This window comes from Paenibacillus sp. Z3-2 (assembly GCF_054161325.1).
Map to the genome: position 1 here is coordinate 896,808 of NZ_CP096397.1, position 22,947 is coordinate 919,754.

A 22,947-nucleotide genomic window follows, 5' to 3' on the forward strand; every position below is an offset into this window, starting at 1 on the left:
GATACAGCGCCTATAGTAATACATAGAATGAAATTTTTGATCACAACTATGGTATGATCTTTATATATTCAAAAGTTTGAATGAAGGGGTATAACGTATGAATCAGAGCATACAACAGTTTAAAGCGGACTTTTTCAAAGCCTTGGCTCATCCCATGCGGATTCAGATTCTGGAGTTGCTGAGTGAAGGGGCGAAGAACGTCAACGAGTTGCAAAGTATCCTGGGGTCAGAAGGCTCTGCTGTTTCGCAACAATTGGCTGTATTACGCAGCAAAAATGTTGTGCAGGGACTGAAAGAAGGGACTACGGTCATATACTCTCTACGGGACCCTTTGATTAAAGACTTGCTGGAGGTTGCCAAACAGATTTTTGACAATCATCTGGTCGATGCCATTTCCATGTTGGAAGATATCCGAAAAGAAACATAAACATGCTAAACAAGAGGAACCGGAAATATTCAGGTAACTTCTTGTTTTTTGCATGTAATCAACGCCTCAGGTGTGAGCATTACGATTGACAGAGTGCTCGCAGGGGCGTAGTCTTCCTATTATATTCAAATATTCAAATATATAAAGAAAAGAAGGTTAAGTCAGATGAAATGGTCGGGGAGATATGCAGGATATAACGGTTCTGCTTTTCGTAAGGATCTGTTATCGGGACTAATTGTAGGTATCATTGCGATTCCACTCGGTATGGCGTTTGCTATCGCATCCGGCGTCAAACCGGAGTATGGCTTGTACACAACGGTAATCGCTGGGATTCTCATTTCCTTGCTGGGTGGGTCGAAGTTCCAGATTGGCGGGCCGACGGGGGCATTCATTCCGATCCTCTTCGCCGTTGTGATGCAGTATGGATATGAGAATTTATTGATTGCTGGAATCATAGCCGGATTGATACTTGTATGTATGGGGCTGTTTAAACTTGGGGTGTTGATTAAATTTATCCCACGACCCGTGACCATTGGATTTACGGCGGGTATTGCCGTCATTATTTTCAGTGGGCAGATTGCTAATTTTCTGGGACTACGCGGGATTGAGAAGCATGAAGATTTTTGGTCCAATATGAAAGAAATCGGGATGCATATCTCAACCATTAATATATATAGTTTGCTGACAGCAGGCAGTTGTCTGGCTGTTATTCTGCTTGTGCCGAGGTTTGCGCCGAAGGTGCCTGCATCGCTGGTCGGGTTGGTTCTATCGACAGTTATTGCAGCTTTGTTTTTTGAAGGGCAGGTGGCGACGATCGGATCATCCTTTGGCGCCATACCTAACTCCTTGCCTCAGTTTCAGGTGCCAGAGATCACTTGGGAACGAATTGTGAGCTTGCTGCAACCGGCTTTTGTTATCGCCATGTTGGGCGGAATTGAATCGTTACTGTCTGCTGTTGTTGCTGATGGCATGACTGGAAGTCGGCATAACAGTAATCGAGAGTTAATTGGGCAGGGGATCGCTAATGTGGTAGCCCCGCTATTCGGTGGTATTCCTGCAACAGGAGCGATTGCACGTACAGCTACGAATATTAAATCCGGGGCTGTATCGCCATTGTCGGGAATTATTCATGGCATCGTGGTTCTACTGGTACTTCTTCTGTTCGCACCATATGCTTCCCATATTCCACTTGCCAGTATGGCTCCAGTCCTGATGATGGTTGCCTGGAATATGAGTGAACGGAGGTCGTTCATGTATGTTATGAAAACCAAAACGAGCGACTCGCTTGTTCTGATCACCACCTTTTTACTCACCGTATTCACGAGTTTAACGACGGCTGTAGAGGTTGGGTTGATAATGGCCGTCCTTTTATTTGTTAAGCGGATGAGTGAGATGATGAAGGTTGCCAAAGTGCTGCCCGATCCCAATCATAAACATGAGAAAGTCATGGCCCACATGGTCCACGAAGGACATGATTGTCCGCAAATAAACCTGTATACGGTTGAAGGGCCGTTATTCTTTGGTGCAGCGGATAGGTTTGAGAAGTCGGTCATGGATTCGATTCATCGGCGACCAGGTATTTTGCTGTTGCGAATGGGCAAGGTGCCCTTTATGGATACGACAGGTGAGTCCAATCTGGCCCATGTTGTCAAACATATGGAGAGATTTGGGGGAAGGGTTCTACTTTCAGGCATTCAGACGCAACCTCTGGAGATGCTGAAGAGAACGGGATTGGTTGAAAAAATCGGTACGGATCATATGTTTGAGCACACGGGTAAAGCTATCCATTTTGCATTAAAGCATCTGGATGATCAGAAATGCAGGGGATGCAAACATTTTGCCTTTCGTGAATGTGCTGCTTTGTCGAACGCTGATGCCGATTCAGAGTCAAAGAGGGCTCTCAAATCTGGAAATCGAGTCCGTGCAAATACCCCTGTTTAATCGGATGAATAGAGAAGAGTTATAGGAGTATAGCATTTTGTGAGATTAAAATATATATTCTGGAAAATAGATTAAAAATATACTATGTTATAGGTTGGGCGGTGAATAGGTGTCATCGTTCCTCAAAAAAGAAATAGTATATTAAACTGAAGGAGCATATATATGTCCACTCAACCGACTGCTTTACGTTCAGTGCTTAACCCCAGGTACCTGGAGTCTGCATTGAGTGATCAGTATGACATTGGAACGTGGGAAGAATGTTTATTTTGGCTCAGAGGATTGAATGATACATATCGCGTACGCACATCGAAAGGTTTGTATATTCTACGAATCTACCGTACTGAAATTACGGAAGCAGATGTTCAGTACGAGCTGTCAGTATTGTCTCAACTGAAGAACGTTCTAGCATCTGCGGAACACACCGACATTGGGGAATACATCGAGAAGAAAGATGACACTGGATATACTGTGCTAGAGGCTGCGGAAGGCAAGCGGGTGGGTGTGATGTTTAGGTACATTGAGGGTACGGAAAATAATCTGGAGGATGAAGAGTCCTGTTACGCTTTTGGTCAATCTGCCGCTGAATTGCATATGACCATGGATCAGGTGACCGTGGAGTTGCCACGATATGAGTTGGATCTGAAGTTTCTTATAGACGAACCTCTTGAGCGAATTATCAACTATATCGGTGAGAACAATGAAGCAGGAGCATTTCTTCAAACGTTTGCGAGAACATTAAAAGAGCGCATTGTTGCCGTCTCTAATCAAGGTCTCGACTTCGGCTTGTGTCATGGCGATATGCATGGGAATAACAATGCGTTTCAACAGGAACATCAGTTCATCCATTATGACTTCGAGTGGGCAGCCAATAGCTGGCGTGCCTATGATTTAGCTCAAGTGAAAGCTCGAAAGAGGCAGTCCGGTGAGCAAAAAGAAGTGTTATGGAAAGCACTGATGGCGGGATATCGTTCAGTCAGAAGTTTCTCTTCGGAAGATGAGCAGGCGGTTGATCTCTTTATTATCGCTCGCAGATTCTGGGTGATGGGTCTGGATGTTGCTTTTATTGAGAGTGATATGGGTGCGCTGGACTATGGTTCGGATTGGCTGGATAGTTTCGTGGAAGAGTTCCGAGATGCAGGTCTCGTTGGTTAATCATTCAAAGAAAAATAGAATAAAGTCATCATCATGCCGCCAATATGGCGGCTTTTTTCGGTTTGAATAGAAATTATACCATTCAGGACAAATTCAGGCTGGACATCGCACGTGCCGACCTGAGCTATGAGTTTCAGATGAACATTACGACTGCTCAGCGGAATGATTATCAAGTCGTTAGTCAGTTCTAAGTGTCAGTTCGAAGATGATGAAGAAGCGGCTGCAGCCGCTGCTGCGGCAGCTGCTGCCATGGCGGCCTGCTGTGCGATGATAATATTCGTGATACTGGTTGAGATCGCCGAAGTGAGAACACCATTTCGCAGATTCTCCACATATTGAATGGCTATCAACGCAGAGGAGAACAGGAGCAATTCCTGTTTATCGATCGACCAGGCACCGAAGCCCTTTTGAGTCCGTAACCAGTCCTGTGTTTCGACGATTTGATCCACTAATGAATCTCTGTTAGTAGGCAACAGGGAGAGTATTCCGAGAGACGGTAATGTGTACGTTTTGTCCATTCGGAGATTCCTTTTGCGAAAAGCTTCATTCAAAGCAATCACACGAGCGCTTGCATCCGGGCTGTCATCTCCAAGAACCAACACTTGTGTTAACGCCTGCACACTGTTTCTGGAGGAGAATTCCGGTTTTAATTCGTGATAAAGTTGTTCCATGCGTACCACACCGGAATCCACGTTGAGATCGGAAAGGGCTAACATGGCAGCAAAAATGTAGTCATCCTGTCCAGTAAGGAAACGATGCTCCGCTTTCATGCCGGCGTAAAACGATTTGGCCCGCTCCACCATATGCTGAAACTGGTCAGGTGATGCCTGAGTAGCGATCTGATAGGCAGCAATAACCAGATAATCAGAGTTGCGGAATTTGATCTCTTTCATTAAGTCATAGACATGTAAGGTGTCTGCCAGCTTCGTGTCTTCATCTGTGGTAAGAGAGAGCATGGCAGCAATGCTGATGGAAGAATTACCTCTGAATGCAGAGAAGAGTTTCGTGTTTTGCTTAATCAACTCATGGCTGTGACGAATGGCTTCCCCATCAGCAACTTTATTCTCCGTTGCATAGAGCAAGGCGACCAGACGATGAATCATCGCATGTTGCCATTTGAACGACTTCTTGATGATCTGGGTATTGGAAACGAATAATTCAACTCGTTCTGCATGATGCTCCTGCATAAGTCGACCTCCTGAATATAGACACATTTTCAACAGTTTACTATATAAGTGCATGTTCAAAAAGAGTGGTTTTCAGTACCGCTTATACAGCAACTTTATTCATTATTATTTTCTAGAGCTCTATTTCATGATCAGATTACCTTCACGCTGCAACATCAGTTCCTCCAACACTTTGAAGCTGCCAGCTTCGGGGTTTACCTCGCTGCCAGACAATCGCACTTTCTTTAAGTTAGGCAGATTCAGAAGCAGACTTGGATCGGAGAACGATGTTTTACAAGTTAGGGTAGAGATGAAATCCCATGTTTTCATCATGTATTTGTCGAAAAAGTGCAGGAACGAGACTCTCCAAACCTGTGGAATGCTGTCCAGTAGATGAGATTCATCCACCTTGGTAGCAACGAATTGTTTTCGGTTTCCGTCTACTCGCATTGGCCGTTAGGGATTCTACCAGACTGGAGATATAGGTGAGAGACTGTTCTGAATGCAGTGAGGTTTCTCTTCATGCTGCTTCGCTTGTTGCAATATGGAGAGCATGGAATTCATTGTGCCGATCTGGGTTTTCAAAGCTTCAATCTGCAGATCCAGTGCCTGTGCTACTGCCAGTTCACCAGACATGAGCGTTCGAATATCCGGTATGCTGAAATTCAAATAACGAAGTGTTGTAATCAGTTCGAGTTGCCATAGGTCTTGTGTTGTATAGAGTCGATGCCCGCCTTCCTTATGACTGGAGGGTTGTAAGAGTTCAATCTCATCATAATAACGGATCGTTTTCACCGTGGAGCCAATCAGTTTGGCTGTTTCACCGATGGATACTTTGTTTGTATTCAACGAGATCACCTCATGTTCTATTATACAATCTCCAGTCAGGGGAGATTCAATGCCGGAATAGTTGCCAAGGAAATGTAGCAGGTCCAGTTTAAATTCCACCCATCTCGGTTACAAAGGAAAGAGTGCAACTTTTACGTAAATGAAATTCAGAACAAATAATAAAAAGACGTTTATACGGTGGGTATCGTGTAAATAACAGAGGAGGAAATTGATCATGGCGAATCAAGACCAGCACACCATGCAAGATCCAACGACTCAATATCCGAAGGCTACACCAAAGTGGAAACAGCAACAGGATGAGCCGGGGCTCCAGCGTGAAATGACACCTGTTCCCGATGCGGGTGAGAAAAGTTATAAAGGTAGCGGACGTCTAACTGGCCGCAAAGCGGTTGTGACCGGAGCCGACAGCGGAATTGGCCGGGCGGCAGCGATTGCTTTTGCCCGTGAAGGTGCAGATGTTGTTCTGGCATATCTTCCGGAAGAGGAAGCAGATGCGCAGGAAGTCGTGAAGCTGATTGAGGAAGCTGGGCGTAAAGCGATCAAAATGCCAGGTGACCTGAAGGATGAGAAATACTGCGAGGAACTCATTGAATCTGCGGTAAAAGAGCTTGGCGGGATTGATATCCTCGCTAACGTGGCGGGTAAGCAGCAGTTTGTGGAGCAGATTGCGGATCTGACCACTGAGCAATTCGATGCGACGTTCAAAACGAATGTTTATTCCATGTTCTGGCTCTGCAAAGCAGCTGTAAAACACATGAAGCCGGGCAGCTCCATTATCAACACGTCTTCCATTCAAGCGTATAGTCCTTCCCCAATCCTCTTGGATTATGCTACTACGAAGGCGTCGATCAATACGTTCAGCAAAGCATTGGCTCAACAGGTGGGTAGCAAAGGAATTCGTGTCAACGTTGTTGCTCCAGGTCCAGTATGGACACCGCTTCAGGTCGTGGGTGGACAACCAGTTGAGAAGCTGGCTGAGTTTGGCTCCAATACACCACTTGGCCGTGCAGGACAACCTGCCGAGATGGCTCCAGCCTTTGTGTTCCTGGCGAGCCAGGAATCCAGCTATGTGAGTGGCGAGACACTGAATGCTAACGGCGGTACAGTTAGTCCGTAAACGTTGAATTTAAAAGGCCTATGGATCCTCACCAGCGATTATAGGCCAGTTAAACAAAGAACTCCATTCCCGATGAAGGTGAATGGAGTTCTTTGTGGTTATGTTATTTTTTATGATTATGGGATTATTTCTGATCTGGTTTCGGTTCCAAAATGGCATAACTGCCGAGCGTGGCTAATTGTGCTGTATTCAGAAGGGCTTCATCCACTGCAGCAAGGGCTTCGCCAGCAGCTGTCATGAGCTCATCAGAGTCAACAGGTGAGGCGAAACGGAGAATGACCCGGTTCTCTCCTTTTTTGAGTTCAGTCTCAGCCTTAGTTTTGTACTCATTTATGGATGCGACTTCGAGATCATTCTGCACATAATAATCATTGGCATCGCTCTCGCCATTGAACATAGCGAGCTCGGAATCAAGCCAGTAATCCTTATCCGCTATCGTTTTCTGACTTGCAGCAGTCTCATCGTTGGCATTGTACAGGAAGTATGGGATGCCAGAATAGGGTCTAAGTCCTGTAGAACAATAGAACAGTTGTAATTCCGTAGCTTGAGTTCAATGGTAAAATAGAAGAGTTACTACATATTTATATATATAAAAGAATAATTTGGGGAGGCTGGGGTGGCGTATGACAGCAGAACAGATTGTCAGAACCTTTTTTGAAGAGGTCCGATCAGGCCGAAATCCTGATTATGCAAGCAGCGTGATGGCGGAACAGGTACTGGCTCATCAAGTGATATCTGAAGAAGAGGTCACGGTGACCCGAACACCTTCCGATTATGCGGATCATGTGCGAGAAATGATCGAAGCTTACGGGGGATTTCCACTCGAAATTCAGGAGTTGCTGACGCAAGGCGATAAAGTCTATGTGCGCTGGAGACAAATGGGTACCCATGTTGGCGAAGTGAACGGATACAGTCCAACGAACCTCCCGGTTATTGAAATTGCGAGCGCAGTATACCGAGTAGAGGACGAACGAATTGCAGAGTATTGGATACAGATCGACAGGTTTGGTATCGAAAAACAATTGGAACGTAATCGGAGCTGAGTTTCTCAGCTCTTTTTTAGTTTTCAGCCCTTTGTAAGCGTTCCCGTGTTATAATGGACAAAGTTGTATACAAGTTACCTAAAACGTTTTCTGTCTTTTGACTCCAAAATCTGAAAGCGAGGTTCAGTGATGATTAAAGCAACGGAAGATAATCAATATGTTGAACTGACAAGCCCGACAAGTTTACCGAAGGCATCCGGATTCCTTTGGAATGAAAAGATGATGATTCATGTGAATTGCCGGGGGTACGCTGTGGCCCAATTTATGCAGCCCGAACCTGCCAAATACTCGTATGCGCCCAACTTGGAAGCGAAGACGTTTATGCAACCGGAGCAGCCATACTATGCTCACCATCCGGGACGATTTGTGTACATTAAAGATGAAGAAAATGGCGAAATCTTCTCCGCCCCGTATGAACCGGTTCGCAAGCAAGCGGATAGCTATACGTTCGCTGTCGGTAAACACGATATTCACTGGAAAGTGATTCAGAACGACATTTGCGTCGAGATGTCTCTGCGTCTGCCGAAGGAAGATGTGATGGAGCTGTGGCGTGTGAAGGTGACCAATCTGTCTTCGAGAAAACGCAAGCTGAGTATCTACCCGTATTATACGGTCGGTTATATGTCCTGGATGAACCAATCCGGTTCATATGTGGAAGATTTGCAGGGCATTGTCTGTTCAGCGATTACGCCGTATCAGAAATATCAGGATTATAGCAAAATCAAAAATTACAGTGACAAAACCTATCTGCTTGCAGATCACCAACCGACCGCGTGGGAAGTGAATCATGAGAGCTTTGAAGGCGAAGGAGGACTTCATAATCCTTCCGGACTTCAGTCGGAGACACTCGCTGGTGGAGATGCGCGATATGAGACACCTGTGGCTGCATTGCAATACAGAGTAGAGTTGGAAGCGGGAGCTGAGCAGGCGTATCGATTTATCTTTGGCCCGGCTCATGATGAGACAGAGATTGAGAGCATTCGTCAGCATTACTTTGTGAAACAGAATAAGGATGGACAGGATGGTTTCGCCAGAGCCGAGCAGGAATATGCTGATTATATTGCAGAAGGGCAAGGGAACATCCAGATTGAGACACCGGACAGCTGGCTAGATAATGTCGTGAATCACTGGCTACCTCGCCAGATGTACTATCATGGCAAAACCAATCGTCTCACAACCGATCCGCAGACGCGGAATTATTTGCAGGACAACATGGGCATGAGTTACATACAGCCACAGATTGCGCGGGCTGCGTTCTTGACTGCTCTGTCTCAACAGCATATAAGCGGCGCCATGCCAGACGGTATTATTTTGCACCCGGACGCAGAACTGAAATATATTAATCAGGTTCCTCATACCGATCATTGTATCTGGCTTCCGGTCTGTATGAAGACCTATTTGGATGAAACGAATGACTATAGCATTCTGGAGGAACTGGTTCCTTTTACAGACAGTGAACAGAAGGTTACTGTACTGGAACATATGAATCTTGCGATGCGCTGGTTGATCCATGAGCGTGATGCGCGCGGGTTGAATTATATCAATCAGGGTGACTGGTGTGATCCGATGAATATGGTGGGATACAAAGGCAAAGGCGTATCCGGCTGGCTGACCATTGCGACGGCATATGCATTCAATGTGTGGGCAGATATTGGTGAACAGGCAGGGCATGCCGAGGTGGCAGAGGAATTCCGTCAGGAAGCCAATCAGACCAATGCGGTAGCGAATGAGTATTTGTGGGATGGGGACTGGTATACGCGCGGCATTACGGATGATAACGTAGTGTTTGGTGTAAGCAAAGACGTAGAAGGACGCATCTATATCAATCCTCAGAGCTGGGCACTTATGAGCGGTGCTGCGGATCAGGAGAAACAGGAGAAGTTAATCCGTGCGGTAGAGGAGCAATTGGAGACGCCATATGGTGTCGAGAAGCTCGCGCCGTCCTTCACAGCCATGCGGGAGGATGTAGGTCGTGTTACGCAGAAACATCCGGGAAGTGCAGAGAATGGTGCAGTGTACAATCACGCGGCGGCTTTCTATATTTATGCGTTGTACCTGGTGGGAGAGAAGGAGAAGGCGTATCGTTTGCTGCGTAAAATGATTCCGGGGCCCGATGCCGAGGATATTCTCCAGCGGGGTCAGCTACCTGTATTTATCCCGAATTATTATCGCGGAGCTTATCGTCAATTCCCACGTACAGCTGGACGCTCCAGTCATCTGTTCAACACCGGTACGGTGCCTTGGGTGTATCGTTGCCTGATCGATGGCCTGTTCGGACTGCAAGGTCATGCCCAAGGACTTCAAGTGCGTCCGCAGTTGCCTGAAGATTGGAACGAAGCATCGGTTACGCGTTTGTTCCGCGGGGCTGAGCTGAACGTGAACATGAAGAAGGATGCAACTGTCCAGACGATTGAAGTTCATGTTGACGGTCAACGAATTGAAGGCGAGATCATCAAGAATATACAAGCCGGCGTGAAATATGAGGTGTTGGTGAAGCTACCATTTTAGAAAAGCGCACGGAGTAACTGCTGAACGGTGTGAAGAGTTATTCAGAATCACGGAGCAATTAAAAACTGCCTTTCCTTTATAGGAGGAGGGCAGTTTTTGGTTTCAGTTTGATCAGGACTGACTCATTTCTTTGACTCTGTACCAATAGCTATAAATCTCCGAATAACCCAACTTGGCGTAGAGCCTCAACGCAGGTGCATTATTGGCTACAACCTGTAGATAACTGGCCGTGGCACCCTGTTTTTTTGCCCAATGCAATAGATGCAGGATCATCTGCTCAGCGAGTCCCCGATTCCGGAAATTAACGTCTGTAATGATGTCATACAATCCAATGTAGCCACGCTCGATTACACCGAACCCGCACGCGACGACTTGCCCGTCGATCAACAGCGAGATGAAACCTACCTGCGTACGGATGTTATGTAACATTAGTTCTGTCGTTTCCCGTTGCAAATCATTCACTTGATTTAACCTGCAAAAGTGATCCAGCCACTCTCCGGTTAACTGTTCGTCAATCTGTACAGCATCGTGCTCAGGCTCTTTGATATGTTCCAGACTCCGAGTCTGGAGGTGGCTGAGATCCACAACAGCATACCCTTTGTCTTGCAAAAGTTGGTCGAGATGATCCGGCTGAATAAACGGCGTGATTTTGAATATGGTACTTAACTGATTGGAAGCATAGATGCGCTCACATTCTTCAATCTTTTCATGCACATCCAGAGTCGAGTAGTGTATGGGTTGAATGGAGTTGGCACGTTTGGTATATCCTTTGGCAAAACGCAGTACCCAGCCGTCATATAGTAAGGTAGACAAAGGTTGCCAGTGATTAAGCGATAGTTCTTCAATGGTTTTGTGTTCTGAATCTATTGTATGAGTCATATCAAACCTCCGATTTCATAATTAAATAATAATACATATTAATGAATGAAAATACAATGTGAACATATATATCGCCGAACAGTATGCATTATAGCCGGAGATGGTATACAATTTGATTTGGTTGAATGAATAACTTTTAGAAGTGGAGCGCGTTATGCTAACTATAGAATTAAATAATCACAGTATTAACTGTCTTGTTGAATACGGCAAACGAAAAAAAGTTTCCATCACGATGGATTTGCCTTACATGGTCACGATCAAAGCACCCAATGGTACCAGTGAAGACATGCTCCGGCAACTTGTGGAGCAACATGGGGATGTGATTCTGAAGAAATCCGCTCTGATGCAGCGGGCGCTTGATGGTCCTCAAGCCAAGGAATACGAAGATGAGGGCAAGGGGAAGTTTCTGCTTTTTGGCAAGGAGCACGCATTGCATGAATTAATTCCTGTAGTGGGGCTTACAGAAGAAGAGTTGCGGGCGAATCTGAAGAAGTTTTATTTTGCCGAGTGTAAACGCATGATTGGGGAGCGCATCGGACGCTATCAGCAGGAGTTGAAGGTGAAGCCGAAGTCAGTAGAGATCGTAGATTCTCCCACCAAGTGGGGCAGTTGCAGCTGGGACAAAAAGCTTACGTTCAATTATCGCCTGGCGATGGCGCCACTGGAAGTGATTGATTATGTCATCATTCATGAACTGTGCCATATTCACCACATGAATCATGATCGCTCTTTCTGGCGGCGGATCGGCAGCATCATGCCGGATTACAAAACGAAAGAAGATTATCTGATGCGCAATGGTCGAGCTATGACGCTATAGTACTGACCAATCCGGCGAGTGCATAGGAGATACTTTACGAGTACAGGGCATGAAGTTCTTCCTGCTCTACTGTACGGATCCCTTGATTGAACACCTCAGTCCAGCTTGTTACATCGATGGGTGGAATTTTTCTCCACACCAGCTGTTCTGCTTGTACATTTGGAGTACAATATAAGCAAATATACCCGTACCACGAACCATTAGATGTCCCCGTGGTGGAAGGAGCCCCAGATGGCTGAGAGTAACCATTATTCTGTGTTGGTAGATGAGTATATCTCGGAGTTTGCGCCCGATGTACAGGTGAGATTGCAGGCGTTAAGACAGATTATTCGGGAGTCGGCTCCACACGCCGAGGAGAAGATCAGTTACAAGATGCCCACGTATGCGCAGCATGGGAATCTGGTTCATTTCGCCGCATACCAGCATCATATTGGGTTTTACCCTGCTCCCAGTGGAATCCTGGCGTTCAAGGAGGAACTCTCCAAGTATAAAGGAGCGAAAGGATCAGTACAGTTTCCGCTGGATCAGCCATTGCCTGAGGATCTCATCCGCCGGATTGTGGAGTTTCGGGTGAAAGAAAATGTGGAGATCGTGCTGGAAAAGAAACGTAAGAACTGAGCTCCTACAACTAAAACTCATATCATAAACCAATAAAAACAGTCGGATGCATATGCATTCCGACTGTTTTTATTTAGATTTTAGGTTTTACTTTGGTCGTTACTTCATTTTACTTTGTTCTATTTCTATTCTCTTGCTTCACTTCTATTCAAAGGAATACGTGACGTTTGAATTGCTGGCAGTAGGAATGAAATACATGAAGCTTGGGTCTACTTGCAAGTAGATGGTCAGATCAGACACACCCAGATTGCGGACGGTCAGACTGAACCGACCGTTAGCATCCAGCTTCACCGTTTCAGTGCGAATATGTTTTTCTTCAGGTGAAGGACCGTGGATTTGGAAAGAGAACGTTTTATTCGCATAAGCCGCGAGCGTTCCCCGTACTTTCAGTGTGCGATCCGCTGTATATTCGAACTGCATCAGATGATTATCCAGGTAATCCTCGTACCCCGTATCCGGTTCTTGTGGCTGTGTTCCAGGGTCTTGTGGTTCTGTTCCAGGATTCTGTGGATCGGTCACAGGCTCCTGAGAAGCGTTGCTAACCGAGAAGAAACGTGTCTGGTATGAAATTTCTGCTTTGGACCCGTCTTTCTTTTTCAAACCGGTAATGCGAACGTTGAACGTATCGCCTGCCTTCAGGGATTTCAAGTTATCTGGGCGGAAAATGACAGCGTAGTTATATCCATAACCATCAGTATTTACGTTGAAAAATGCTTTGGCAGGATCACTGCTAACCGGGGTTTTAGATCCCAATACCCAAGTTTTCTGATCCGATGAACGGACGATCTCCACCTGTACCTCGGAATTGGTAGGCTTTGCAAAGACGTCCGGGTTCAGCTGTGCAGACCAGGCTTGCGACACATGGAATGCTTCAACAGGGAATGCCCCTTTGTTCGGATACAAGTTGTAATTGTAATTGAGTTTTCCTGAGCGGCTTGTATCCATAACTTGCATGGTGCTGAAATGGCTTGCATAGTTTTTGTTGTCCCGGGATGCAATCCCGAAACCGACCTTCTTCAGTTGCGGACTCAAAATCCAGCGGCGATGGCCGAGTGCCCCAATATTGCTGGCATCCGAATCATCCATATATGCTTCAACACTTTTGACAGCAAGGTTGCCGGTAGCAGTATAAGAAGCGTACAGATTGGAACTGGAAGTCGACTTGGCACCCAGATCAAAAAAGTCCTTCGGCATATCTGCCAGACGAGCCGGGAAGTGAGTTAATTCTCCGGTAGAAACAACAACCGCTCCATGTTGGGCTTGACGATTGAGCGTAGCGTCCAGAACAAGATCGCCCTCTAGCCCGGAAAGATAACGATAAAAGTTCGCTGCGCCTAGAGCCTGTTCCAATGTGGAATCACTTACTACACCAGCAACGTAAGGTGCCTTGGTCGAGGGGTTCTGTGTGAAGGTGGCTGTCTGGTCCTTACCACTCATCCATTGCGTCCATTTCTGACTAATTTCTTGCTCACTTCGCTCAGGCAGCAGACTGTCGACAGGGGCTGCAGTGATCTGCTGGGTCCCGAGCAGCATGAATAATAGGCCTGCCAGAGGAAGAGAGAGTAACGAGCGGATGTACCTTTTTTGAATAACCATGTTCTGATCTCCTTTTAGTTAAAAATATTAATATTATGTATCCAATGTATTTTATCGACATTAAAGGGATAATTCGTTAGTTTTCGAATTGAATAGTTTGTTTGAATTCAGCGATTTTTCAGCCAGAGCCATTATAATACTCACGGAATCCTGTATTCGAAAAGGAGTTTTGGCATGTCTAAGATTCTGCAAAAATCGTTTTATCTCATTCTGCTCGTGTTTGTTGCGGTGTTTATTGTTTCGTCCTTGTTGGTTCGGGCACAGTACAACTATGCCTTGTATGGGGACAATCCCATTTTGGGTATGCAGCAGTGGAGTATTTTTCTCTCGGTCATTCTTTTGCTTCTCTGTTCAGGTATCGGGCTGTATGCTCTGTTGACTACTCCCTAGAGGTGAAAGAGGCGCCGCCGGTATGAATGACCGTACAGGCAGACCGGATATGATGCAGGGAGTGATGAATGCCGACATTACAGGTAGAGTTATCTCCGAGCAGGGAATGGAAGGGTACCGGAATGGAAATAGGACAACACCGAGAGGGTCGAACGGATGGTGGTTGTCCAGTAAAAGATGCTGGGAATATCGTCATTTTGTAATTGCTTACATTCGGGATATGGGTTATTATGGAAACAGTTGTTTTTTGAAGGGAGTGAGCGTCATGAAACGACGGTCTAAGATGGTATGTTCTATTACTACAATAAAGGTAAGAACGAACTGAATAATTCCGGCAGACCATCAGATGCAGGGTGGAACACATCCAGTTTCCCAGTCGATCTGAGATCTGCCGATATATAGGGATATAACTGCTCATTTTTTCTGGCGTATGCGAGGTTTATTTGCTTGTGCAAATTTCTCATACACTCAGAATTTTTTAAAGCCGCAGGTATAGCCTGTGGCTTTTTGCGCGCAAAAATAGGTATTCGAAGGCTACAAGGAATGCACATGAACGATCAAAAAGGAGAAATGCCCATGTTAACATTAAAATATTTATTTCAAAATAACGATCTTGCCGAGATGATTCTGAAGAATTGGAGTTACGATCCCGAGTCGTTGGACATGTTTCAGTATTATCGTATATCCTCCAATGCTGTGTATCCGTTCAGAGATCAGGGGGAAGTTCGATTGCTTCGTTTTGCCCCGGTAGAGGAAAAAAATCAAATCAATCTTAGCGCGGAACTGGAGTTCCTCCGATATCTTCGAATGAATCATTATGGAGCGATGGAGGCTGTGCCTTCCCATTCTGGAACAGAACTCGTAGAGGCCCACACGCCATGGGGGACGTACTATGCTTCCGTCTTCAAGCGAGTACCCGGATCACAGTTAGGAGGCATAGAGTTGAATGATGCCATCCTGTACAGCTATGGTCAGGCATTGGGCGAGCTGCACCAGCTATCGCGTACTTTCACGCCTGAGCAGGAGGAGAAGCGGCGCTGGAGTTACATGGATGTATTGAATTGGATGCAGGAGAATCTGAAGGATTTTCCAACAGAGACGGCTGCTCTGAACGAAGTAGAGTTTCTCCGAACGTACTTTCAGACTTGGCCGATAACCCAGCATAATTTCGGACTCATCCACTACGATTTTGAACTGGACAATGTCTTCTATGACGAAGGGAGCCAGGCTTGTTATGCCATTGATTTTGATGACTCGATGTATCACTGGTACGCGATGGATGTAGAGCAGAGTCTGGATAGTTTACGTGAGGAGATCGAGCCTGAGCAATGGGAGCAGAAGAAGCAACTATTCCTGAACGGGTATTGGTCCAAGGCAGGAGAACGTTATGATCTGGAGAGGTTGTTCCCCGCATGTCGTCGTTTTGCCGACTTGTACGGTTATGTGCGTGTGCTTCGGTCTGTTGCAGAGCAGTGGTCAAATGAGCCGGAGTGGATGAGCGGACTAAGAGCGAGGTTGGAGAGAAAAATGACAGAAAGGGCGGAGCAATTCGGTCATCCGATTTAATTTCTAGTGCAGATTGAGACTTAAGCCATAAAGGGATCAGATATTTACCCATAATGTCAGAAAATTCTTAGAATTTTGGTGTTTTCGTTATATTTTAAATGTATTTGAAAGCATAAGTTTGCCATAAGTCGAAATTGTAAGCATAAAGTTGCAGTGAGTCCCATTAGGACGACTTATGATAATTAAATTTAGACAGCCGGCAAGTAATCGGCTGTCTTTTTCATTGAACTAACGGGCAGGATAGTTTATTGAAGGCGGAGAATAATTTCTGATAGAACTCGATAACAAAGCCAAGGTAACTTTATAATTTTACAATTGTAAAGGGGAGATCAATGTTGAAACGAATGCCTTTTGAACGCCCAACGGAGCATTATGACGAACGAATTTATAAAATTGACGAACAAATTTGTGTAATGTTGAAACTTCGAAAACAGCTTTCAAACAAAAATCCTGGTTTCCCACCATTTGAATATATCTCTAAATGGGCGGAAACTTTTGAACTTTACGAAGATTTTCTGAAAGTCGTTTTTGGAACATTGAGAAGTGAAGAGCATTATAAACCAATGGTTGATCCATCGGATTTCAGAAAACATATACCGGTATTAAAATCAGTCGAAAAAGGGAATTTCTTTTATACTTTAAATTCAATAAAGCAATATAATAATGCAAGTGTAGTGACTTTCAATATTGATTGGGATGAGTTTGAGGTACCCTCATTTGCTAATAATCACCACCATTTTGAATTGCAAATTGGAGAAGAATATGATTGCCGAATGCTAAAAGGTGGTGGTCATTCAGGTCATGCTTTTACTAATTATGTAGTATCACCGCCAATACCTGATAAAACTCCAGGACTTGAGTTAACGTTCATAGAATATTTTAAGCCATTCAGTGAAAAGGAGACGGGAACAAAGATTGTCTTTAGTCTTGAATAGCTTCAACAAGCATGGATTAAACTATCGGGAAACAATAGTTATAAAACCAAGGGAGGCCGCTGATCAACAGGATCAGGGGCTTTATTCGACTAATCACATTAACTGGAGTGGATACTATGCTTTCTAATTTTATAAAATGAAAAAAACTGGCATGTATATATTATATTCAGTCGAGACTCAGGTCAAAATCAGGCTCACACATATAATCTAAAGGGTACAGATCATCTCGGGACGAGATTAATGCACGGAAGTAAAGATCCCTGATATCGTGCTCTGCCATATTTCCATCGGAGCGATTGGAGACAAGCTCAGCTACCACAAACACATCCTCCACGCGATTACATTTAAAAAGAACATTCTTCGGATTAATGACTTCCTCCAGATAGCTATATGTCATCACGTGAAAGGCTTGTCCACGCCAGTTCGTCTTAATTACTTTATAGGACTGTGTGCGGATCAGATCCAGATAACGTTCCAGCTGAAACGTATGCTCAAATTGCGTTATGTACCCTTTTTTGTCCACATCAATCGTAAACTCCACATCATAGCTCACATGCATTTCATCTTTATACGTCCCCTTCATGACCTTCATGCTGTCAAAGTGTGATCCAAATTCCGGATCTTCCACATAGGGAAGGGTAACGATTTCAGGATGAACATGATCTGTGATCTTGCTGTTCATGGAGGGTGCGGTGTAATACTTCGATGGTTGAAGATCAATCGATCCAATCATGCTTCCTGGAAAACCGGGGCTGCAAGTTATTCGCATAGTCATCTCCTTTAGATTTAATCAGTAGTTAGACGAATGACTATGGAGAAAGTTGCACCAGAATTAGGAGATGGAGTTGTATTTCCAATCGTCTTGCTCTTTTGATACAGTATCTGTAGGACAATGCGCGTGCAGAAGAGCACACCTTTTTGAATGGTTTCCTTCCACTTCATATCAGCATGCAGGGATTCCGGAACTTGAAGTGTACAGAGGTCATGGTGCACCTCCTCATATCTGGATATGAGCAAAATTGAATTAGGAGGCCTACAATGTTATCCAATAAAGTGATTGATCATTGCCAGGAGCAAGGCTGGTGGCATGAAGATGTTCCCGCAGCATACGAAGAAGCACTGCAAAAGCTTGAGATTGATCTTCAGTCGGATTTTGCACAATTTTATTTACATGCAGAGGATGGACCGACCTTTTACAGCAGACATCAGGAGTTGTATCAGATCTGCTGGTTTATGGAGAACACCGTATATATGGAAGACGTGAATGTAGCACAGCTCACATTGGGGCTACCCGAGGCGTATATTCCTATGGACAGTTTTGAAGGTGAAGGTGGATTTTTCTACAACCGTCAGACGGGAGAAGTGGTGCTGGTAGAACTGGGTGAGTCGATCGAACGGTTTCTCAATGGCGAGAGTAAGCCGCAGTGGGCTGATTTCAATGCTTTTTTGGAGTGGTTCTTCGTTCTGGAGGAGGAGACGGTGCAATGAATGATCTAACACCAAGCCCAAGAGACGTGTTGAGTTATTACAAGGAAGAGCGGGCTAAGCGCAAGTAGAGTAATTCTGACCATTCTGACCATACCATACAACGAAAAGGGTACCCCAGTTGGCCAATCATTGACCATAGGCGTACCCTTTCGAGTTGAATATTCGTTTATTACGGGATGTCCGCTTGAATCTAATCCGAAATGTTGCGCGTATAATATTCAATAATATCCTTACGACGGATAATACCCAGGAAGACACGATCGACATCTACCACGGGTACAAAATTTTGGTCTGCTGCAAGTGTCAGCATATCCTCCATTTCAGCCTCAATGTAGACACATTCATTATATACCCGATTGTTAATCTCATGGACTTGAACCTGATCCATATTATCGAAAGTCAAGCCGGGTGTATTTCGCATTTTCCATAACAAATCGCCTTCGGACAGAGTAGCAACATATTTTCCATCCTGGTCAATCACGGGAATGGCGGTGTAGTGGTGCGATTCCAATTGCTCAATAGCATCTTTCATGGAAGCGGTAGACTTGATATAGGCCACTTCGGCTTTGGGGAGTAAAAAATAGCTGATTTCCATCATCGGGCTCCTTTTCAGCCTTTTGCATAGCAAAAAAGCTTTAGTATGTAATCTCACTCTTCTTATTTAAACATATTATGTGAGCTTTCGGCTATTTTTAATGATAAATTCGTCAGATTTGTTTCATTGTTTAAATGGCTCTGGAAATCTATAGTGTATATTAGAGGTGATGTAACCATGAAATCCAAACGTAAGTTAATGTACGGACTGCTACCCATATTATTTGCAGGTGGCATCGGAATGTATCTATACATGCAGAATAACAAAGAAGCAGAAGCGAAGCCCCAGACTACCGTGAATCAGTACATAGAGCATCTGCAGAAAAAAGAGTTCGATCAGCTATATACCTTGATGACACCTGCTTCACTGCAAGAGTCGGGCATGAACAAAGAACAATTTGTTGAGAAATACAATGCGATCTATTCGGGTATGGAAGTATCCACCATCAAGGCGGAGGTTAAGCCTGTGGAAGTTACCGAAACGGCCGCCGATGGAAGTAAAACAGATGCTGAGGATAAAAACACGGATACGTATGAGGTGGACTATAACCTGCAACTGACAACCTTTTTGGGAGAAGTCAGCGAGACGCATACACTGAAACTGGTCCGACAAGAGCTTGAGGATGGGGGAAAAAACTGGCAAATTAACTGGCAGCCTTCGCTGATCCTGAGTGACATGATTAAGGGGAGTAAGGTACGAGTGAGGACACTGTTCCCGGATCGTGGAAACATTGTGGATCGTGATGGTTTGCCGCTGGCTACCAAGGGCACGATGAATGAATGGGGCATTGTACCCGAGAAACTCGGTGATAACCCGGATCAGATGATTGCCCGAATCGCGAGCCATTATCAGGTTTCGGAAGATGCCATTCACAAGGCGCTTGCGCAGACATGGGTGAAGCCGGAATATTTTGTCCCGATTGCATCCACAGAGGAGTTTGACGTCCCGGCGTCTTTAAGTGGGGTTACAATGCAAAGCAAGGAAATCCGTTATTATCCACTCGGCGAGGCAGCGGCGCATCTGATTGGTTACGTACGTAAAGCCACCAAGGAAGATCTGGATAAGGATACGGAAGGATATTATCGTGCAGAAGATTGGATCGGCAAAGCAGGTTTGGAGCAGTCCATGGAGAAGCAGCTGCGCGGTGAGCGTGGTGGTCTGATTGAAATCACCGATGAATCCGGTAACTCACTTTCTGAGCTTATTCGAAAAGATGCTGTAGATGGACAGAATGTTCAACTGACCATTAGCTCCAAGCAGCAGAAGAAATTGTATCAGACATTATCCAGCGGAGGAGACGCCGGAGCGATGGTTCTGATGAATCCGACGGACGGCAACCTGCTGGCGTTGGTCAGTGCGCCTTCCTATAATCCGAACAAGATGGTTACAGGACTTACACAGGCAGAGTGGGATGCTTACTCGGCGAATGAGAAGCTTCCTTTTATCAACAGAGTCACTACCCGGTATGCACCAGGATCAACCTTCAAAGCGATTACAGCCGCAGCGGGACTAATGGAAAAGGTGACCACAGCGGACAAAACACATGATATCTCTGGCTTGCAATGGCGTAAAGACGATAGTTGGGGCGGTTATTATGTCAAGCGTGTGAAGAGTTTATCCCCGGTGAATATGGTCGATGCACTGGTGTATTCGGACAATATTTACTTTGCAATGGAAGCCATAGAGATGGGCAGCACCAAGTTTATTGAGGGGATCCAGAAGTTTGGTTTTGGCGATAACTTTGGACTGGATGAACTGTACCTGAAGCCGAGCCAGTATGCTAACGAAGCGAATCTGGATCTGTCATCCGAGGTGTTGCTCGCTGACACGTCCTACGGACAAGGAGAAATGTTGATGTCGCCGATTCATCTGGCGTCGTCATTTACACCTTTTATTAATGAAGGAAAATTGGTGAGACCTGTCCTGATCGAGGGAAAAGAAACTTCTGACCCAGAGGTGGTTATTACTCCCGAAGTTGCGAATACGGTTAAGGATGCTTTGGGAGAAGTTGTCTCCCGACAGGGAGGCACGGCACATACCTTAAACTCAATACCTGGAGGACTCGCCGGTAAGACAGGAACAGCCGAACTGAAAGCGAAGAAAGGCGAGAAGGGGCAAGAGAACGGATTTTTCGTGGTGTTTGATACCGAGTCACGGGACTTCCTGTTATCCGCTGTGATTGAAGAAGTGAACGGCCGGGGCGGAAGCCATTATGTCGTGGATAAATTGAAGCCTTTTCTGGAAAAGTTGGAGATTAGGCATTAGTCTGATGCAATCAATAGAATAGTTGTGCAATTATAATAAACAGCCCGGTCACCATCATGTTATGGTTCTCACATGTGACCGGGCTTTTTTATATTATTTTATAGATATGAAATCATTTATTTTCTTGCAGTAATCATAAATCGTGCCGAGTTGGTACGAATGCCCTTCTCGTCGTGGTTTTCTTCCACAAACTGCTGGAAGCGCTCCAAGTCAGTTTCAATTTCTCCGAAATTAGGAATAATTGGTGCATGGGTCAGGAGAAACATCAAATCTTCGGGTGTAGCGTAATATTCCACTACATTATATTCACGGGCTTGAATGTCATGGAAACCTGCTTTTTGAAGTTCACGCGTGTACCGTTCCATCAATGTGCCAGGTCGAATGCCAAGGCTTTGTCCACGGCCAAAAGCTTCTGAAATGTTGGATTTATCGTGTTCACTGACCTGCTGGGTTAGAAATATCCCACCCTCAGCAAGAACTCTGAAGACTTCTGAAGCAGAGAATCCGGAGTGTCTGGAGGAGACCAGATTAAAAAAGTTTTGGGGAAATGCCAGTTTCTCTGCATCCATATGCACAAAGCGTACATTGGGATGAGGGCCCGTAGCCTGAAGATTATGCTGTGCCGTTTCAATCATTCCCTGAGAGAGATCGATTCCCACTAATAACAAGGCTTCTTTGGCAATGGAGAGAATAGCTTCTCCACCACCCGTCCCAATATCCAACAATAGATCGGACGATCGCGTATGGCGAACAACTTCCTCATAGAAGTTCCATCCGACATTTTCCGAGACCACGTTCATAGAGCTGAAGTTCCAGCCATTCTTGCGACCTACTCGTTCATAAAAATCAGCATAGTTTATTTTGTTCTTCATTTTAGTATTCCTCCAATGTGAGTTTTCTTGAACAGGACAGGAGTGTTGTGCGTTATCATTCTAGTGTAGATGGTCGAACAGGATCAAAAGGACAGACGTGTCCCGTGATAGCTGGTACGCGTTTTGACCCAGCCCGACGACTACTTACTTCGAACAATTCGGAACAACATCCGTGTCACCTCACAGGTTGGAATATCACTAATTATATTCAATTGACAGCGTATACGCGAGATGTTATTTTGAGGTGGAATCTATTATATAAGTTCGAGGTGATCGATGGTGGCTATTCGTGCTAAGCAGATTTTTGTCAATTTACCTGTCCAAGATTTGAAGAAATCCGTTGATTTTTTTACTAAGGTGGGGTTTGAGTTTGATGCCAATTTTACGGATGATTCCGCTACCTGTATGATCATCGGAGATAACATTTATGCCATGCTTCTGGTGGAGGAGCGTTTCCAATCCTTCATCTCGAAAAAAATCTCCAATGCTGCCGATACAACCGAAGTTATCGTTGCCCTGTCTGTAGATAGCCGTGAGCAGGTGGATGTGATTGTACAAGCTGCCCTAGATGCAGGAGCGAAGCCATACAACGAACCACAGGATCACGGATTCATGTATGGATGGAGTTTTCAGGATCTGGATGATCACCTATGGGAAGTCTCCTATATGGATCTAAGTGCTTTTCCTTCAGAGTGATAAAATGAAATTAAGTAGAGCCTTCCT

Annotated in this window: 24 protein-coding genes; 15 read left to right on the forward strand and 9 right to left on the reverse strand. The window is 45.1% G+C overall.

Annotation, left to right across the window (positions count from 1 at the left end; genetic code table 11):
* The first annotated feature begins 97 nt into the window (after positions 1-97).
* From M1D71_RS03890 to M1D71_RS03905, 4 genes are all read left to right on the forward strand, one after another.
* On the forward strand, positions 98-427 hold the full coding sequence (locus M1D71_RS03890) for an ArsR/SmtB family transcription factor (protein ID WP_062836296.1): 330 nt from the start codon (positions 98-100) through the stop codon (positions 425-427).
* Between the two features lie 165 nt (positions 428-592).
* Entirely contained in the window at positions 593-2,368 is a 1,776-nt protein-coding gene (locus M1D71_RS03895) for a SulP family inorganic anion transporter (RefSeq protein ID WP_458125329.1), read from the forward strand.
* 162 nt (positions 2,369-2,530) lie between these two features.
* Positions 2,531-3,520, forward strand: a complete 990-nt coding sequence (locus M1D71_RS03900) for a phosphotransferase (RefSeq protein WP_458125330.1) — start codon at positions 2,531-2,533, stop codon at positions 3,518-3,520.
* Between the two features lie 62 nt (positions 3,521-3,582).
* A complete protein-coding gene (locus M1D71_RS03905; protein ID WP_458125331.1) occupies positions 3,583-3,711 on the forward strand; it encodes a hypothetical protein in 129 nt (42 codons plus the stop codon).
* Positions 3,712-3,714: 3 nt separating this feature from the next.
* Here the strand turns inward: M1D71_RS03905 and M1D71_RS03910 are convergent, their stop codons facing one another.
* The 3 genes from M1D71_RS03910 to M1D71_RS03920 form a co-directional block, all read right to left on the reverse strand.
* Entirely contained in the window at positions 3,715-4,707 is a 993-nt protein-coding gene (locus tag M1D71_RS03910) for a DUF4003 family protein (protein ID WP_458125332.1), read from the reverse strand.
* 120 nt (positions 4,708-4,827) lie between these two features.
* Positions 4,828-5,136 (reverse strand): hypothetical protein, encoded by a 309-nt coding sequence (locus M1D71_RS03915; protein WP_458125333.1) that lies wholly within the window; start codon positions 5,134-5,136, stop codon positions 4,828-4,830.
* Positions 5,137-5,151: 15 nt separating this feature from the next.
* Positions 5,152-5,535 carry a MerR family transcriptional regulator gene (locus M1D71_RS03920; RefSeq protein WP_458125334.1) on the reverse strand — a complete coding sequence of 128 codons (384 nt, stop codon included), beginning with the start codon at positions 5,533-5,535 and terminating at the stop codon, positions 5,152-5,154.
* Between the two features lie 238 nt (positions 5,536-5,773).
* Between M1D71_RS03920 and M1D71_RS03925 the strand changes: the two genes are divergently transcribed.
* Entirely contained in the window at positions 5,774-6,652 is an 879-nt protein-coding gene (locus tag M1D71_RS03925; RefSeq protein WP_458127151.1) for an SDR family oxidoreductase, read from the forward strand.
* A 124-nt stretch (positions 6,653-6,776) separates the two neighbouring features.
* Here the strand turns inward: M1D71_RS03925 and M1D71_RS03930 are convergent, their stop codons facing one another.
* Positions 6,777-7,049 carry a hypothetical protein gene (locus M1D71_RS03930; RefSeq protein ID WP_458125335.1) on the reverse strand — a complete coding sequence of 91 codons (273 nt, stop codon included), beginning with the start codon at positions 7,047-7,049 and terminating at the stop codon, positions 6,777-6,779.
* Positions 7,050-7,275: 226 nt separating this feature from the next.
* Here M1D71_RS03930 and M1D71_RS03935 point away from each other — a divergent pair, with 226 nt between their 5' ends.
* On the forward strand, positions 7,276-7,695 hold the full coding sequence (locus tag M1D71_RS03935) for an ester cyclase (RefSeq protein WP_458125336.1): 420 nt from the start codon (positions 7,276-7,278) through the stop codon (positions 7,693-7,695).
* A 129-nt stretch (positions 7,696-7,824) separates the two neighbouring features.
* Entirely contained in the window at positions 7,825-10,203 is a 2,379-nt protein-coding gene (locus M1D71_RS03940) for a GH36-type glycosyl hydrolase domain-containing protein (RefSeq protein WP_458125337.1), read from the forward strand.
* Between the two features lie 111 nt (positions 10,204-10,314).
* Here M1D71_RS03940 and M1D71_RS03945 read toward each other — a convergent pair whose 3' ends face one another.
* A complete protein-coding gene (locus M1D71_RS03945; protein ID WP_458125338.1) occupies positions 10,315-11,082 on the reverse strand; it encodes a GNAT family N-acetyltransferase in 768 nt (255 codons plus the stop codon).
* 154 nt (positions 11,083-11,236) lie between these two features.
* Here M1D71_RS03945 and M1D71_RS03950 point away from each other — a divergent pair, with 154 nt between their 5' ends.
* Entirely contained in the window at positions 11,237-11,899 is a 663-nt protein-coding gene (locus M1D71_RS03950) for a M48 family metallopeptidase (RefSeq protein ID WP_458125339.1), read from the forward strand.
* Between the two features lie 231 nt (positions 11,900-12,130).
* Entirely contained in the window at positions 12,131-12,517 is a 387-nt protein-coding gene (locus tag M1D71_RS03955) for an iron chaperone (RefSeq protein ID WP_458125340.1), read from the forward strand.
* A 144-nt stretch (positions 12,518-12,661) separates the two neighbouring features.
* Here the strand turns inward: M1D71_RS03955 and M1D71_RS03960 are convergent, their stop codons facing one another.
* Positions 12,662-14,113, reverse strand: a complete 1,452-nt coding sequence (locus M1D71_RS03960; RefSeq protein WP_458125341.1) for a CAP domain-containing protein — start codon at positions 14,111-14,113, stop codon at positions 12,662-12,664.
* Between the two features lie 174 nt (positions 14,114-14,287).
* Between M1D71_RS03960 and M1D71_RS03965 the strand changes: the two genes are divergently transcribed.
* The 3 genes from M1D71_RS03965 to M1D71_RS03975 all read left to right on the forward strand — a co-directional run bounded on the left by M1D71_RS03965 (position 14,288) and on the right by M1D71_RS03975 (position 17,004).
* Entirely contained in the window at positions 14,288-14,503 is a 216-nt protein-coding gene (locus M1D71_RS03965; RefSeq protein ID WP_458125342.1) for a hypothetical protein, read from the forward strand.
* Positions 14,504-15,079: 576 nt separating this feature from the next.
* Entirely contained in the window at positions 15,080-16,069 is a 990-nt protein-coding gene (locus M1D71_RS03970; protein ID WP_458125343.1) for a phosphotransferase enzyme family protein, read from the forward strand.
* A 332-nt stretch (positions 16,070-16,401) separates the two neighbouring features.
* Entirely contained in the window at positions 16,402-17,004 is a 603-nt protein-coding gene (locus M1D71_RS03975) for a hypothetical protein (protein ID WP_458125344.1), read from the forward strand.
* A gap of 166 nt (positions 17,005-17,170) precedes the next feature.
* Here the strand turns inward: M1D71_RS03975 and M1D71_RS03980 are convergent, their stop codons facing one another.
* The gene (locus M1D71_RS03980) at positions 17,171-17,773 is read right to left on the reverse strand and encodes a hypothetical protein (protein WP_458125345.1); all 603 of its coding nucleotides are present in this window, start codon (positions 17,771-17,773) and stop codon (positions 17,171-17,173) included.
* Positions 17,774-18,042: 269 nt separating this feature from the next.
* Here M1D71_RS03980 and M1D71_RS03985 point away from each other — a divergent pair, with 269 nt between their 5' ends.
* Positions 18,043-18,492 (forward strand): hypothetical protein, encoded by a 450-nt coding sequence (locus tag M1D71_RS03985; protein ID WP_458125346.1) that lies wholly within the window; start codon positions 18,043-18,045, stop codon positions 18,490-18,492.
* A gap of 190 nt (positions 18,493-18,682) precedes the next feature.
* On the opposite strand, the gene M1D71_RS03990 is transcribed toward M1D71_RS03985, so the two are convergent.
* Entirely contained in the window at positions 18,683-19,087 is a 405-nt protein-coding gene (locus M1D71_RS03990) for a CBS domain-containing protein (protein WP_458125347.1), read from the reverse strand.
* Between the two features lie 177 nt (positions 19,088-19,264).
* On the opposite strand from M1D71_RS03990, the gene pbp4 reads away from it, so the two are divergent.
* Positions 19,265-21,352, forward strand: a complete 2,088-nt coding sequence (gene pbp4, locus M1D71_RS03995; RefSeq protein ID WP_458125348.1) for a penicillin-binding protein PBP4(5) — start codon at positions 19,265-19,267, stop codon at positions 21,350-21,352.
* A 116-nt stretch (positions 21,353-21,468) separates the two neighbouring features.
* Here the strand turns inward: pbp4 and M1D71_RS04000 are convergent, their stop codons facing one another.
* Positions 21,469-22,224: a class I SAM-dependent methyltransferase gene (locus M1D71_RS04000; protein WP_458125349.1), complete on the reverse strand. Its 756-nt coding sequence runs from the start codon at positions 22,222-22,224 to the stop codon at positions 21,469-21,471.
* 279 nt (positions 22,225-22,503) lie between these two features.
* Here M1D71_RS04000 and M1D71_RS04005 point away from each other — a divergent pair, with 279 nt between their 5' ends.
* Entirely contained in the window at positions 22,504-22,920 is a 417-nt protein-coding gene (locus tag M1D71_RS04005; protein ID WP_458127152.1) for a VOC family protein, read from the forward strand.
* Positions 22,921-22,947 lie beyond the last annotated feature (27 nt).